General features: G+C 69.0%; 13 protein-coding genes. All 13 read right to left on the bottom strand.

Features of this window, described 5'->3' with window-relative positions; all coding sequences use genetic code 11:
- Nucleotide 1 precedes the first annotated feature (1 nt).
- The 13 genes from murB to QE385_RS15605 are packed head-to-tail and all read right to left on the bottom strand — an operon-like array spanning nucleotide 2 to nucleotide 13,848.
- Complete coding sequence (gene murB / locus QE385_RS15665; protein ID WP_307103395.1) at nucleotides 2-889, bottom strand: UDP-N-acetylmuramate dehydrogenase; 888 nt, start codon at nucleotides 887-889, stop codon at nucleotides 2-4.
- The gene (gene murC, locus QE385_RS15660) at nucleotides 886-2,301 is read right to left on the bottom strand and encodes a UDP-N-acetylmuramate--L-alanine ligase (RefSeq protein WP_307103393.1); all 1,416 of its coding nucleotides are present in this window, start codon (nucleotides 2,299-2,301) and stop codon (nucleotides 886-888) included. Before murC ends, murB begins: the two co-directional genes overlap by 4 nt.
- Nucleotides 2,298-3,449, bottom strand: coding sequence for an undecaprenyldiphospho-muramoylpentapeptide beta-N-acetylglucosaminyltransferase (gene murG / locus QE385_RS15655; protein ID WP_307103391.1), 1,152 nt, complete (start codon nucleotides 3,447-3,449; stop codon nucleotides 2,298-2,300). Before murG ends, murC begins: the two co-directional genes overlap by 4 nt.
- Nucleotides 3,446-4,627, bottom strand: coding sequence for an FtsW/RodA/SpoVE family cell cycle protein (locus QE385_RS15650; RefSeq protein WP_307104767.1), 1,182 nt, complete (start codon nucleotides 4,625-4,627; stop codon nucleotides 3,446-3,448). Before QE385_RS15650 ends, murG begins: the two co-directional genes overlap by 4 nt.
- A 47-nt stretch (nucleotides 4,628-4,674) precedes the next feature.
- The gene (gene murD / locus QE385_RS15645; RefSeq protein ID WP_307103389.1) at nucleotides 4,675-5,961 is read right to left on the bottom strand and encodes a UDP-N-acetylmuramoyl-L-alanine--D-glutamate ligase; all 1,287 of its coding nucleotides are present in this window, start codon (nucleotides 5,959-5,961) and stop codon (nucleotides 4,675-4,677) included.
- Entirely contained in the window at nucleotides 5,958-7,028 is a 1,071-nt protein-coding gene (gene mraY / locus QE385_RS15640; RefSeq protein WP_307103386.1) for a phospho-N-acetylmuramoyl-pentapeptide-transferase, read from the bottom strand. Before mraY ends, murD begins: the two co-directional genes overlap by 4 nt.
- Nucleotides 7,028-8,407 (bottom strand): UDP-N-acetylmuramoyl-tripeptide--D-alanyl-D-alanine ligase, encoded by a 1,380-nt coding sequence (murF, locus tag QE385_RS15635; protein WP_307103383.1) that lies wholly within the window; start codon nucleotides 8,405-8,407, stop codon nucleotides 7,028-7,030. Before murF ends, mraY begins: the two co-directional genes overlap by 1 nt.
- Nucleotides 8,404-8,535 carry a hypothetical protein gene (locus QE385_RS15630; RefSeq protein ID WP_307103381.1) on the bottom strand — a complete coding sequence of 44 codons (132 nt, stop codon included), beginning with the start codon at nucleotides 8,533-8,535 and terminating at the stop codon, nucleotides 8,404-8,406. Before QE385_RS15630 ends, murF begins: the two co-directional genes overlap by 4 nt.
- Entirely contained in the window at nucleotides 8,532-9,962 is a 1,431-nt protein-coding gene (locus QE385_RS15625; RefSeq protein WP_307104765.1) for a UDP-N-acetylmuramoyl-L-alanyl-D-glutamate--2,6-diaminopimelate ligase, read from the bottom strand. The genes QE385_RS15630 and QE385_RS15625 overlap by 4 nt, the downstream gene beginning before the upstream one ends.
- Nucleotides 9,963-9,972: 10 nt before the next feature.
- Complete coding sequence (locus QE385_RS15620) at nucleotides 9,973-11,691, bottom strand: penicillin-binding protein 2 (RefSeq protein ID WP_307103379.1); 1,719 nt, start codon at nucleotides 11,689-11,691, stop codon at nucleotides 9,973-9,975.
- Nucleotides 11,688-12,350, bottom strand: a complete 663-nt coding sequence (locus tag QE385_RS15615; protein WP_307103377.1) for a hypothetical protein — start codon at nucleotides 12,348-12,350, stop codon at nucleotides 11,688-11,690. Before QE385_RS15615 ends, QE385_RS15620 begins: the two co-directional genes overlap by 4 nt.
- Nucleotides 12,347-13,318, bottom strand: a complete 972-nt coding sequence (gene rsmH, locus QE385_RS15610) for a 16S rRNA (cytosine(1402)-N(4))-methyltransferase RsmH (RefSeq protein ID WP_307104763.1) — start codon at nucleotides 13,316-13,318, stop codon at nucleotides 12,347-12,349. Before rsmH ends, QE385_RS15615 begins: the two co-directional genes overlap by 4 nt.
- A 14-nt stretch (nucleotides 13,319-13,332) precedes the next feature.
- Complete coding sequence (locus QE385_RS15605) at nucleotides 13,333-13,848, bottom strand: division/cell wall cluster transcriptional repressor MraZ (protein ID WP_307104761.1); 516 nt, start codon at nucleotides 13,846-13,848, stop codon at nucleotides 13,333-13,335.
- Nucleotides 13,849-13,863 lie beyond the last annotated feature (15 nt).

Here is a 13,863-nt window from a genome sequence, read left to right as displayed (position 1 = left end):
TTCACTTCGGCACCCCGACGCGCTGGATTTCCCATTCGAGGCAAACCCCCGACTGGGCCTTCACCCTGGTCCGGACTTCCTCGCCCAGCGCCTCGATCTCCGCCGCCGTGGCGCCGCCGAGGTTGAGCAGGAAGTTGCAATGCTTCTCCGACACCTGCGCATCGCCCAGGGTCAGGCCGCGACAGCCCGCCGCATCGACCAGCGCCCAGGCCTTGTGCCCGTCGGGATTCTTGAAGGTCGAGCCGCCGGTCTTGGAGCGCAGCGGCTGCGACGCCTCGCGCGCAGCGGCGATGCGGTCCATCTCCGCCTGGATCGCGTCCGGCTCGGCGGCATGGCCCTGGAAGACCGCCTCGACCACCACCGTGCCGTCGGTCAGGTTGGAGTGGCGATAGGTGTATTCGAGATCGGCGACACCCAGCGTCTCGACCGTGCCGTCGCGACGAACGACCGTGGCAGAGACCAGCACGTCCGCTACCTCGCGGCCATAGGCCCCACCGTTCATCCGCACGAAGCCGCCGACCGTGCCGGGGATCGAGCGTAGGAATTCCAGCCCGCCAATGCCTGCATCGCGCGCATTGGACGAGACGAGGATACCCGACGTGCCACCTCCACAGGTGACGAGGTGCCCCTCCCCTGCCCGCGCATAGCTGAACGGCTTGCCGAGCCGCACGACCACGCCGGGCACGCCGCCGTCGCGCACGATCAGGTTGGAGCCGAGGCCCAGCGCCATCACCGGCACGTCCGGCGCAAGCGCGCGAAGGAACGCCGACAGGTCATCGACGTCCCTGGGCTCCAGCAGATATTCGGCCGCTCCGCCCGCCTTGAACCACACCAGCGGCGCCAGCGGCGCTCCGGGGGTCAGTCGGCCGGCGGTATCGGGCAGGGTCATCGGCGCGCCTCGATCGCGCTCGCCAGACCCGCCGCCCATTTCGTGATGTCGCCCGCCCCCAGGCAGACGATCATGTCGTCCGCGCGGATCGAGCCCGCCAGTTCCTCGGCGAGCGCATCGGCATCGGCGACCGTGGCGGTCGAGCGGTGCCCGCGCCGCTTCAGCCCCTCGACCAGCGCCTGCGCATCGACGCCCTCGATCGGCTGTTCGCCCGCCGCGAAGACCGGCGTCACCAGCACGCGGTCGGCATCGTTGAAGGCGGTCTGGAACTCCTCCATCAGATTGCCGAGCCGGGTGAAGCGGTGCGGCTGCACCACCGCGATCACGCGCCCCCGCGCGCCTTCCCGCGCGGCGGCCAGCACCGCGCGGATCTCGACCGGGTGATGGCCGTAATCGTCGATGACGGTCGCCGTGCCACCGTCCACCGCGATCTCGCCGACCTTGGTGAAGCGCCGCTTCACGCCGCCGAACTGGCCGAAGCCCTGCTGGATGGTCGCGTCCTCGATCCCCAGCTCCAGCGCGACGCCGATCGCGGCCAGCGCGTTCTGGACATTGTGGCGGCCGGGCATGGGCAGCTCGATCCCCTCGATCGAGCGGCTGGAGCCATCGCGGTTGCGGATGATCGCCTCGAACCGGTTACCGCCGGGGATGGGTGTGACGTTGACGCCGCGCACGTCCGCCTGCGCCGAGAAGCCATAGGTCACGACGCGGCGGTCGCGCACGCGCGGCAGGATGTTCTGCACTTCCGGATGGTCGAGGCAGAGCAGAGCCGCGCCGTAGAAGGGGACATTCTCGACAAACTCGACGAACGCGTCCTTCACCCGGTCGAACGAGCCGTAATGATCGAGATGCTCGGGATCGATATTGGTCACGACCGCGATCGTGCCGTCGAGGCGCAGGAAGCTGCCGTCGCTCTCGTCCGCCTCGACCACCATCCAGTCGCTGGCGCCCAGACGCGCGTTCGAGCCATAGCTGTTGATGATGCCGCCATTGATGACGGTCGGGTCCACGCCCCCCGCATCGAGCAGCGCCGCGACCATCGAGGTGGTCGTCGTCTTGCCATGCGTGCCCGCCACCGCGACGGTGGACTTCAGCCGCATCAGCTCGGCGAGCATCTCGGCGCGGCGCACCACAGGGATGCGGCGTTCCAGCGCGGCTTCGACCTCGGGGTTGGAGCGGGTGATCGCGGTCGAGGTCACCACCACCGCCGCATCGCCCAGATTGTCGGCACCGTGCCCGATGGCGACCGGGATTCCCTTGGTCCGCAGCCCCTGCACCACATAGCCCTCGGCCACGTCGGAGCCCTGCACCCGGTAGCCGAGATTCTTCATCACCTCGGCAATGCCCGACATGCCGATGCCGCCGATGCCGACGAAGTGGATCGTGCCGATATCCGTGGCGACGCCCTTCATGCGCCCATCCCTGCCAAATTCCGTGTCCTTTGCAATTTGCCCACCGGCAAGACCATGCGCGGCGCGTCGAGGCTTTCGACCAGATCGGCGAGATCGCTCGCCGCTTGCGGTCGACCACAGCCGCGCGCCCGCCCCGCCGCATTCTCCAGCGCCGCCGGGTCGAGGCCCAGCTTCTGCATCTGCTTGGCCAGTTCGACCGGCGTGAAATCCTTCTGCGCGATGGTCCGCGCGCCGCCCGCCTTGGTCATCTCGCGCGCGTTCACCGTCTGGTGATCGTCGGTCGCGGAGGGTAGCGGCACCAGGATCGCCGGGCGACCCGCGACCGTCAGTTCGGCCAGCGTCGAGGCCCCTGCCCGCGCGATGACCAGATGCGCCCAGGCCAGCTGCTCGGGCAGGTCGGGCAGATAGGTGGCGAGTTCGGCCGGAATCTCATGCTCGGCATATTTGGCGCGCACCGCGTCGATATCCTCGATCCGCGCCTGATGCGTCACCTGCAACCGCCGCCGGAAGGTGACGGGCAGCATGGCCAGGCCATCGGGCACCACCTTGGACAGGATGCTCGCCCCCTGGCTGCCGCCGGTGACGAGGACGCGGAAGATGCCGTCCTCCTCCAGCAGCGGATAGGGCCGCGACCGCAGCGCCAGAACCTGGTCGCGCACCGGATTGCCGATCAGCCGGGTCTTGGCGGCGTGCTTGGCGCTCAGCCGCTGGGTATCCTCATAGGACAGCGCGATCGCATCGACCTTTCCCGCGACCAGCCGGTTGACCCGGCCCAGCACGGCGTTCTGCTCGTGGATGGCGGTGGGGATTCCGTCCGCGAACGCCGCCAGCAGGGCGGGCATCGCCGGATAGCCGCCAAAGCCGATGACGGCGGCGGGGCGGAAGGTGCTGTACAGCTCGCGCGCCATCGCCCGGCCGCGCCACATCTCACGCAGTGCCTTGGCCCAGCCGACCGGCCCGCCCGCAAAGCGCCCGGCGGGCAGGACATGGGTCTGGATATCCTCGAACAGCCCCGGAAAGCGCACCCCGCGCGCATCCGATACCAGCGCGACGCGGTGGCCGCGCCGGGTCAGTTCGGCCGCCAGCGCGGCGGCGGGGACCATATGGCCGCCGGTACCCCCGGCGGCGAGGACGAAGTGACGGCTCATTGCCCGCTCCACCTGACTACATAGGGGCTGCGCGTCAGGAACGGATTGCGCCGGGTGAATGCCAGCAACAACCCCATCCCGATCGACAGCGCGATCATCGACGACCCGCCATAGCTGATGAACGGCAGGGTCATCCCCTTGGACGGGGCCAGCCCCGTATTCACCGCCATCGAGATCAGCGCCTGCGCGCCGAACTGCACGGCAAGGCCCGATGCGGCGTAGAGCTTGAACTCGTCCTGTTCGTCAAGCAGCTTCACGAACACCCGCACCACGATCGCCAGGAAGACCAGCGCGATGATCGAGCAGGCGATCAGCCCGAACTCCTCGCCGATCACCGAGAAGATATAGTCGGTATGCGCTTCGGGCAGGCCGAACTTGGCCGTGCCGCCGCCGGGGCCGGTGCCGGTCCAGCCGCCCGCGGTCAGCGTGTTGTGCGCCGCGTTGACCTGGAAATGGTCGGCCGCGCCCTCGCCGTCGACATCGGGGAAGAGGAAGGCGTTGATGCGGTTCCGCGCCACGCTGTAGAACATATAGGCGGTGACCAGCCCGACCGGCGCCATCGCCCCGATCGCCAGCATCACCTTGAGCGGCGTGCCCGAAATCATCAGCAGCGCGACCCAGACCAGGCAGAAGACGATGGTCTGCCCGAAATCGGGTTGCAGCATCAGCAGGCCCGCGACCAGTCCCGTCATCCCCATGGTGATGAGCGTGGCGGGCAGGTCGCGCTCCTTGGCCTTCAGCGACAACAGCCAGGCGGTCGTCACGATGAACATCGGCTTCAGGAATTCGGACGGCTGGAATTGCGCGATGCCGAAGCCGATCCAGCGCCGCGCGCCGTTGATCTCCACCCCGATAAAGGGCGTCACCGCCAGGATCGCGATCAGGATCCCCGTCCCCAGCACCGCCATGCGCCGCGCGGTGACGACCGGCAGCATCGAGACGCCGAACAGCACGGGCAGCGAGACGCCGACCCACATCACCTGTCGCCAGAAATAATAGAGCGGGGCGAATTTGCGGTGCTCGCCCGAATAGCGCATCGCGGTCGCCGGGCTGGCGGCCGCGACCGCGACCAGGCCGATGGCGATCAGGAACAGGGTGAGCAGCAGCAGCACCCGGTCGATATCCCAGAACCAAGTGCCCAGCGGCGAACGATCGCCGCGCCCGCCCCGGCCCTTCATCGATCCGATCAGGCCGGGACGCGGGCCTGGCTTGGGAGCGCGGTCGGTCACGCCAGAGCCTCCACCGCCGCGCGGAAAGCGTCGCCCCGCGCTTCATAATCGCGAAACTGGTCGAAACTGGCGCAGGCAGGCGACAGCAGCACCGTGTCACCGGGCCGCGCCGCCGCCGCCGCATGCGCGACCGCCGCTTCCAGCGTGCCCGACTGCTCGACCACGGGCACCTTGTCCTTCAACAGATCGAAGAACAGCGGTGCTGCCTCGCCGATGGTATAGGCCGCGACGACATGGTCCAGATGCGCGGCGCAGGCGTCGAGATCGTCGCCCTTGCGCTTGCCGCCGACGATCCAGTGCACGCGCGGAAAAGCCCCGAGCGCGGGCGCGGTGGATTCGGGATTGGTCGCCTTGGAATCGTTGACGAAGGCCACGCCGTTTCGCGTCGCGACCTGCTGCATCCGGTGCGGCAGGCTGGCATAGCTGGCCAGCCCCGCCTCGATCGCATCCTCGGCGATACCCAGGGCGCGCGTGACGGCGATGGCGGCCCGGGCGTTCTGGGCATTGTGCGGCCCCTGCAAGGCGGGCCAGCGACTCTGGTCGATCGGGTCCGATGCGATGGTGACGAGATCGTCGGTCCGCCCGGCAAGCCCCTGCGCGATATTGGCCGACGCCTCGTCGCCCGTGCCGACCACCGCGACATGCCCGGCCGATTGCATCGCGAACAGCCGGGCCTTCGACGCAGCATAGCCCGCGAAGCCGTCATAGCGATCGAGATGATCGGGCGTGATGTTGAGCAGCACGGCCACATCGCAATCGAGGCCGGTCGTCAGGTCGATCTGATAGCTGGACAGCTCCAGCACATAGACCCCGCCCTCGGGCAGCGGTTCCTGCCCCAGGATCGGCAGGCCGATATTGCCGCCCATCAGGGTCGGCACGCCCGCCGTCTTCAGGATGTGATGGACGAGCGCGGTGGTGGTCGACTTGCCGTTGGTGCCGGTGATGCCGACGACCCTGTGCGACGGCAGCTCGCGGCGCGCCTGGGCGAAGAGTTCGATGTCGCCGATGATCGGCACGCCCGCTGCGCGCGCGGCGGCGGCCAGCTTATGTGTGTTGAGCGGCACCCCCGGCGATACGACCAGCGCGTCGAAACCTGAAAGGTCATCAAGCGGCGCGATGCTCAACTGGTCATCCAATGCGAAGGCCGCGCGCTTGTTGGCATCGCTGTCCCACGCCACGACCCTCGCCCCGCCCGCCAGCAGCGCCGAAACGGTCGCGGCGCCGGAGCGTGCAAGCCCCAGCACCGCGTAACGTTTTCCCGCCCAGTCCCGCGAAACGATCATCGCAGCTTCAACGTCGACAGGCCCGCCAGCGCCAGCACGAAGGCGATGATCCAGAAGCGGATCACGACCGTCGGCTCCGACCAGCCGAGCTGTTCGAAATGATGGTGGATCGGCGCCATGCGGAACACCCGCTTGCCGGTCCGCTTGTAGAAGAAGACCTGGATGATGACCGACATCGCTTCGACCACGAACAGGCCGCCGATGATGCCCAGCACGATCTCGTGATGCGCGACGACCGCGATGGTGCCCAGCGCGCCGCCCAGCGCCAGGCTGCCGGTATCGCCCATGAACACCGCCGCCGGGGGCGCGTTGAACCACAGGAAGGCCAGCCCCGCGCCGACCACCGCGCCGCAGAAGATCGCCAGCTCGCCCGCGCCCGGCACATGCGGAATGCCCAGATAGTCGGCGAACTTCGCGTTGCCCGCCAGATAGACGATGACCATGAACGCGACGCTGGCGATGATCACCGGCATGGTGGCGAGGCCGTCGAGCCCGTCGGTCAGGTTCACCGCATTGCCGAACGCCACGATCGTGAAGGCGGCGAACAACGGATAGAAATAGCCGAGGTCGATATACATGCGCGAGGTGAAGGGCAGATACAGGTGCGGCCCGTTCTGCCCCATGATGATCCATGCCGCGATGCCCGCGATCGCGAATTCCAGCAGCAGCCGGGTCCGCCCCGACACGCCCGCCGTCGAGGCCTTGCGCACCTTGTCATAGTCGTCGAGGAACCCAATCGCGCCGAAGCCCAGCGTGACGAACAGGCACGCCCAGACATAGGGGTTGAAGACGTTCATCCAGATGATGATCGCCAGCGCCATGCTGGTCAGGATCATCAGCCCGCCCATGGTCGGCGTGCCCCGCTTGGCGAGATGGGTCTGCGGCCCGTCGGCGCGGATCGGCTGCCCCTTGCCCTGGCGGACGCGCAGCCAGCCGATGAAGCGCGGGCCGATGATCAGGCCGATGAACAGCGCGGTCGCCACCGTCGCGCCGGTGCGAAAGGACTGATAGCGGATAAGGTTGAAAAGCCCCGGAAAACCCAGATGCTCCGCGATCCAGTACAACATTAACCCTGCGCCCCGCCCAGTCGAGATTCGCGTCCCAGAGCGGCGACGACCCGCGACAGCCCGACCCCGTTGGAACCCTTGATCAGCACCACGTCGTCGGGCGCGATGATCGAGGCCAGCGCGGCTTGCGCGGCCTTAGCATCGGCCACATGGACGAAATCGACCCGCCCCTCAAGCGCGGCGGCCAGCGACGCCATCGATTCACCGACCAGCAGCGCCCGTTCGACGCGCGCGGCCAGGATCGGCTCGGCCAGGCCCGCATGATAGGCGGCCGAATCCTCGCCCAGCTCGCGCATCTCGCCCAGCACCGCGACGTGGCGGCCGGGCTCCTCGGCCAGCACCGCCAGCGTGGCGCGCATCGAGGCGGGGTTGGCGTTGTAGCTTTCGTCGATCACCAGCGCGCCGTTCGCCATGCGGAACCGCGCGCCGCGCCCGGCCAGCCCGCCCATCTCGGCCAGCGCAAGCCCCGCCAGCCCCAGATCGCCGCCCGCCGCATCCACCGCCGCCAGCACCGCCAGCGCGTTGGACACCCAATGCTGCCCCGGCTGCGACAGGGTGAAGTTCAGTTCCTTGTCGCCCAGCCGGGCGGTGACGAAGCTGCCGCCATTGGGCCCGCGCATCGCCTCGACCGCGCGGACATCGGCGGCGGGATCGAAACCGAAGGTCACGATCCGGTCGGCATAGGGCTTGGCCGCCGCGATCAGGCGATCGCGATGCGGGCTGTCATAGGGGACGATGGCGGTGCCGCCGGGCTGGAGCCCCTGGAAGATCTCGCCCTTGGCATCGGCGATGGCGGATTCGTCGGGGAAGAATTCGGTATGTGCGGGCGCGATGGCGGTGACGATGGCGATGTGCGGGCGGACCATCGCGGTCAGCGCGGACAATTCGCCCGCATGGTTCATCCCCATCTCGAACACGCCCGCGCGGACGCCCCGCGGCATGCGGGCCAGGCTCAGCGGAACGCCGGTATGGTTGTTGTAGCTCTTGACCGAACGGTGCACCGCCCCGCGCCAGCCCCGGTCCAGCGCGGCATAGAGCGCTTCCTTCGCGCTGGTCTTGCCGACCGATCCGGTGACGCCGATGATCGTTGCCTGGGTCCGGGCCCGGCTGGCGCGTGCGAGGTCCTCCAGCGCGTGGAAGCTGTCGACGACGCGGACATGCGGATGATCGGTCGGCTGGCTGACCAGCGCGCCCGCCGCGCCCTGCGCAAAGGCCTGGTCCAGGAAGCGATGGCCATCGGTCGCCTCGCCCGCCATCGCGACGAACAGATCGCCCGGCCCGACCTCGCGACTGTCGAAGGCGACACCCGACACGGCGAAATCGCCCGATGCCTGCCCGCCGGTCGCCGCCGCGATCTCCTGCGCGGTCCACAGGGTCATTTGCGCTCCTCGGGCGTCTTGGCACCATAATGCAGCGACAGCTTGGGGCGCACGCGTGCGGGCGCGTCCGGCTGCACGGAATCGGCCTTGTCGACCGGCGGCGTCTTGGTGGGGGCCTGGGACGTCATGCCGCGCACTCCCGCGCCACCGACACATCGTCGAAGGGCAGGACGAGGTCGCCGACGATCTGGCCCTGTTCATGGCCCTTGCCCGCGATCAGCACGATATCCTGCTCGCCCGCCTCGGCGATGGCGGCGGCGATGGCCTCGCGCCGGTCGCCGATCTCGATCGCGCCGGTCGCGCCGCGCATCACCTGCGCGCGGATCGCGGCGGGGTCCTCGGTCCGGGGATTGTCGTCGGTCACGATCACCCGGTCGGCATGCAGCGAGGCGACCTGTCCCATCACCTCGCGCTTGCCCGGATCGCGGTCGCCCCCTGCGCCGAACACCACGATCAGGCGTCCGCCCGCATGCGGCTTGAGCGCCGCGATCGCCGCCTCCAGCGCATCGGGGGTATGGGCATAGTCGACATAGACCGGCGCGCCGCTGCGCGCGATGGCGGCGCGTTCCAGCCGCCCGCGCACCGGCTGCAACCGGGCCAGATCGGCGACCGTCCGCGCGACGTCGCCGCCAGTCGCGATGACCAGGCCAGCCGAGACCAGCGCATTGGCGGCTTGGTAGGCCCCGATCAGCGGCAGCTGCACCTTGTGCACCGCGCCCTGTTCATCCTCGATCATCAGCCCCTGGCCCAGCAGGGTCGGATGCCGCTCGACCAGCTTCAGCGTCGATCCGCGCGTGCCGACCGTCACCAGCCTATTGCCGCGCGCGCGCGCCAGGTCGATCACCCGGCCGCTTTCCACGTCATCGGCCCACACGACCGCCGTGCCCTCGGGCGACAGCACCTCGGAGAACAGCCGCATCTTGGCCGCCAGATAGGCCCCCATGTCGCCATGATAGTCGAGATGGTCGCGCGACAAATTGGTGAAGGCCGCCGCCGACACCTCCAGCCCCTCGGTCCGATACTGGGTCAGGCCGTGGCTCGACGCCTCGAACGCCAGATGGGTCACGCCCTCACGCGCCAGCCCCGCAACATTGGACAGGAAGGTCACGACGTCGGGCGTGGTGAGGCCGGTATAGGTCCGCTCGTCGGCGGTGGTCACGCCCAGCGTGCCGATCGAGGCGGCGTGATGCCCCGCCATCCGCCAGAGCTGGCGCGTCATCTCGACCGTCGAGGTCTTGCCGTTGGTGCCGGTCACCGCCACCGCGGTCGCCGGGAAGGGTGCGAAGAACGCCGCCGCCAGCCGGGCAAAGGCCGCGCGCGGTTCGTCGGAGGCGATGTGCACCGCCCCCTCCACCCGCACGCCCGGCCGGGCGACGACCGCCACCGCGCCGCTGCGCACCGCATCGGCGATGAAATCCTCGCCGTTCACCCGCGCGCCCTGGAACGCGCCGAAGATCGTGCCCGGCGCGACCTTGCGATGGTCGATCGCGAAACCGGAGACGAGGGCGTCGCCGCCCTCGCCCGTGATGTCATGGTCCAGTTGGTTCAGCTTCATGCCGCGCGCCTCATCGTCCATCCACGGGCGGCGCCTTGGGGTCCTGCCACAGGGTCGGCAGAATGTCCGACACGTCCACATCCTTGTTGGCGTCCGGCACGACGCCCAGCATCGCACCGACCCGCGTGATCGTCCGCCCGACCACCGGCGCGGCGTTCCAGGCTGCGGTCTTCCACCCGAACGTCTCCTTCGTCCCCTTTGGCGAGTCGAGCATCGCCAGCACGACATAGCGCGGCGCATCCATCGGAAAGGCCGCCGCAAACGTCGCCACGTTGCGCGAACGGTCATAACCGCCCGCCACCGCCGCCTCGGCCGTACCAGTCTTGCCCCCGACGCGATAGCCCGGCGCATCGCCCTTGCGCCCCGTGCCGCGCATCACGACCAGCCGCAGCATCTGGCGCATCCGCGCGCTCGTCGCCTCGCTCAACACGCGGCGTCCCTCGGGCGCATGGCCGGGCGCCACCTTCAACAGCGTCGCGGGCCGCCAGATGCCCCCATTGACCAGCGCGGCATAGGCCGAGGCGAGGTGCAGCGGCGTCACCGCAATGCCATGGCCATAGGCGGTCGTCATCGTCGTCGTCCGCGCCCAATAGGTGGGGAGCAGCGGACGGCCCTTTTCGCGCAGCTCGATATCGGGCTTGGTATCGAAGCCCAGCTTCTTGAACATCGCCTGCATCCGCTGCGGCCCGATCTCGTCGGCGACGCGCGCGGTGGCGATGTTGGAGGAATAGATCAGCGTCTCGGCCATGTTCAGCCAGCGCTTCGGATCGCCCGCCTCGTCATGGATGGTATAGCCGCCGACCTTGAGCGGATGGGTCGCGTCGAAGCGCCGCGCCATGGAGGTGACGACGCCATTCTCCATCGCGGTCGCCATGGTGATCGGCTTGAAGGTCGAACCCAGCTCGAACACGCTCTGCGTCGTGATGTTGCGCAGCTGTTCGGACCCCGCCATGCCGACCCGATTGGGATTGAAGGTCGGCAGCGAGACCATCGCGATCACCTCGCCCGTCGCCACGTCGAGCACGATGCCGCCGCCACCGCGCGCCGAGAAGGTCGTCATGGCGCGGCCCAGCTCGCTCTCCATCGCCGCCTGGACGCGCGTGTCGATCGACAGCGCGACCGGCTTGCCCGCCTGGGCCGGGTCGAGCAGCCGCTGGTCGAGGACGCGCTCCATGCCGCTCATGCCGTGCCCGTCGGTCGACAGGAAGCCCAGCGCGTGCGCCGCCAGGTTGGATTGCGGATAGAGGCGCTGCGTCTCTCGGTCGAAGACCAGCCCCGGCTCGCCGATCGCATTCACCTGCTCGACCAGCGTGGGGCTGGCGCGGCGTTGCAGATAGACGAAATTCGCCTTGCGGGTCAGCTGGTTGTAGAACCAGGCCTGATCGCCGCGATCGGGCATCAGCGCGGCGAGGCGCGCGGCGATCTCCATCGGATCACCGATCAGCTTCTTGGGATGGACCGCGATCGTCCAGCTGTCGATCGTGCGCGCGAGCGGCGCGCCGTTGCGGTCGACGATGTCGCCGCGCGCGGCCAGCGTCGCGGTGCGCGCCGCCGCGTCGGCCGGACCGGCGAAGATTGCCAGCATCATCAGCCGCCCGATCACGACGAGCACCGCCGCGCCGAACAGCATCATCAGCATCATCAGCCGCATATGCGTCGTCGCGACCAGCGCATGGCGCTGGCCGGCGGTACGCTGCGTGCCGGTGGGACGTGCGACGAGTACGCTCAACGCGGCCGCCGCGATTCGGACTTGGCCCCCTTCAGAATGTCGCCCAGCGTCGTGTCGGACAGCAGCTGGCGGTCGAGCATCGCCACCGCCTGCGGCCGGACCTTCGCGACGGCGGCAGCGGTGCGCACGGTCGCGATCGGCGCGGGCTTGGCGCCCTTGGTCGCGACGACACGCTCGGACACGGCCTTGACGATCTGGGCCTTGGGCAGCTCGACCTTGGCGAGCCGGACGACGGGAGCGGGCGCGATGGGCTTGGCGGCGGCGGGGGCGGAGACCGGCGCGTCCGGCTGGGCAACCGGAGCGGGCTGGGGCTGCGAGGGGACGAGCAGCGCGGCGGTCTGGATCGCACCGGCGGCGGGCCCCTGCGTCACGTCGAGCGAGGCGAGCTGCGACTCGTCACCCACGAACTGCCCCGCGACCGGCGCGGTCAGCGCCAGCGTGTCGCCATTCCACTTTTCCAGCTGGACCAGGTTGGCGCGGGTGTCGAACTCGGTCTCCAGCGCGCGGATGTCGCGCTGCGCGGCGGCGATGCGGGCGTTGACGTCGTCCAGCTTCTTGCGCTCCGACGCGACCTGGAGCGAGACCAGGTAAAAGCCCAGGACCACCGCGACGCAGCTCCCGAACCACCCGATCCCCTTCAACCGATACGCCGCCGTCATACGCCCAACTCCTGATTCAACTCGCCCCCCGGCAATCCATTCGATCCCGCCGACCAGGCGGGGGACTCGGTCCGCGTCGCAAAGCGCAGCGTCGCCGAACGCGCGCGCGGATTGCGGGCCAGCTCCGCCTCGCCCGCGCGCACCGCCTTGCCGACCTGGGCAAAGCTGGGCGCGGCGGCGGCGGCCTGTTGCGGCAGGTGACGCGACCCGCCCGGCATCTGACCGGCGCGCTCGCGGAAGAAGCGCTTGACCATGCGGTCTTCCAGGCTGTGGAAGGTGACGACCACCAGCCGCCCGCCCGGCTTCAGCGCGCGCTCCGCCGCCGCCAGTCCCTCGGCCAGTTCGTCCAGTTCGCGGTTCACATGGATGCGGATCGCCTGGAAGGTCCGGGTTGCCGGGTCCTTCTTGTCATGCGGGCGATAGCCCAAGGCGCGGCGGACCACGGCGGCCAGTTCGCCGGTGCGGGTCAGCGGGCGTGCGGCGACGATCGCCTGCGCGACGCGGCGCGAACGCGGTTCCTCGCCATAATGATAGAGGACGTCGGCGATCGCGGCCTCATCGGCGGTGTTGAGGAAATCGGCGGCCGACTCCCCCTCCTGCGCCATGCGCATGTCGAGCGGCCCGTCCCCCTGGAACGAAAAGCCGCGTTCCGCCTGGTCGAGTTGCATCGAGGACACCCCGATATCGAGCACCACGCCATCAACGCGGGTATCGAGTTCCTGATCCAGGCGAGAAAATTCCCGGTGGATCAGCGTCAGCCCCGGCGCGGCCGCGACCAGCGCCTGGCCGTTGGCGATCGCGTCGGGATCGCGGTCGAAGGCGACGACCTTCGCCCCCCGGCCCAGCATCGCACGCGTATAGCCGCCCGCGCCGAACGTGCCGTCGACATGCGTCTCGCCTGGATGGATGGCGAGCGCGTCCAGCACCTCGTCCAGCAGGACAGGGATGTGCGGGGCGTCGGCGGGCATGGTCACGGGATCGCTCACAGCGCGATCCCCTTTTCCTGGCAGTGATAGCGCGCGGCCGAGATCATCTTGGGCGGCAGACCCGGCGTCTCGACCAGCGTCCTGGGGTCCCAGATTTCGATATAGTCGAACGTGCCCCAGAAAAAGGCATGGCCGGTGATCCCGGCATGGAAACGGGGAAAGCCCGGCATGATGAAACGGCCCGACCCGTCAAAGGGCACGGCCTCGCCATTCGCCAGATCGCGCTTGATGTTATAGTCGATGCGGCCGTCGGGCCCGCGCGACATCTCGGTGCGCGCGTCCAGTTCCTTCTTCAGCACCGCGACATAACCCGGGTCATAAGCGATCAGACAACGTTCGGTTTCGTGTACGGCGATGATGATGGTCCCGCCGTCCTTTCCATCGGGGCGCGGCGCGTTCTGAGCCAGGGTGGAACGAAGGGCGTTGGGGATGGCCACGCGGCCCTTGTCGTCGACAAGGCCAATGCCACTTCCCTGATACAAACCCCTTTCGGACACGCCAACCTCGCACATGGCGCGCACGGCCTC

Origin of the sequence: Sphingomonas sp. SORGH_AS_0950, from assembly GCF_030818415.1 — a bacterium.
Taxonomy (GTDB): domain Bacteria; phylum Pseudomonadota; class Alphaproteobacteria; order Sphingomonadales; family Sphingomonadaceae; genus Sphingomonas.
The sequence above is the reverse complement of the archived record's forward strand: the minus strand, read 5'-3'. Positions and strand labels throughout refer to the sequence as shown.

Coding starts and splice junctions, on each gene's coding strand:
- murB (WP_307103395.1), bottom strand. CDS start 889: ATGACCCTGCCCGATACCGCCGGCCGACTGACCCCCGGAGCGCCGCTG.
- murC (WP_307103393.1), bottom strand. CDS start 2,301: ATGAAGGGCGTCGCCACGGATATCGGCACGATCCACTTCGTCGGCATC.
- murG (WP_307103391.1), bottom strand. CDS start 3,449: ATGAGCCGTCACTTCGTCCTCGCCGCCGGGGGTACCGGCGGCCATATG.
- QE385_RS15650 (WP_307104767.1), bottom strand. CDS start 4,627: ATGAAGGGCCGGGGCGGGCGCGGCGATCGTTCGCCGCTGGGCACTTGG.
- murD (WP_307103389.1), bottom strand. CDS start 5,961: ATGATCGTTTCGCGGGACTGGGCGGGAAAACGTTACGCGGTGCTGGGG.
- mraY (WP_307103386.1), bottom strand. CDS start 7,028: ATGTTGTACTGGATCGCGGAGCATCTGGGTTTTCCGGGGCTTTTCAAC.
- murF (WP_307103383.1), bottom strand. CDS start 8,407: ATGACCCTGTGGACCGCGCAGGAGATCGCGGCGGCGACCGGCGGGCAG.
- QE385_RS15630 (WP_307103381.1), bottom strand. CDS start 8,535: ATGACGTCCCAGGCCCCCACCAAGACGCCGCCGGTCGACAAGGCCGAT.
- QE385_RS15625 (WP_307104765.1), bottom strand. CDS start 9,962: ATGAAGCTGAACCAACTGGACCATGACATCACGGGCGAGGGCGGCGAC.
- QE385_RS15615 (WP_307103377.1), bottom strand. CDS start 12,350: ATGACGGCGGCGTATCGGTTGAAGGGGATCGGGTGGTTCGGGAGCTGC.
- rsmH (WP_307104763.1), bottom strand. CDS start 13,318: ATGCCCGCCGACGCCCCGCACATCCCTGTCCTGCTGGACGAGGTGCTG.
- QE385_RS15605 (WP_307104761.1), bottom strand. CDS start 13,848: ATGTGCGAGGTTGGCGTGTCCGAAAGGGGTTTGTATCAGGGAAGTGGC.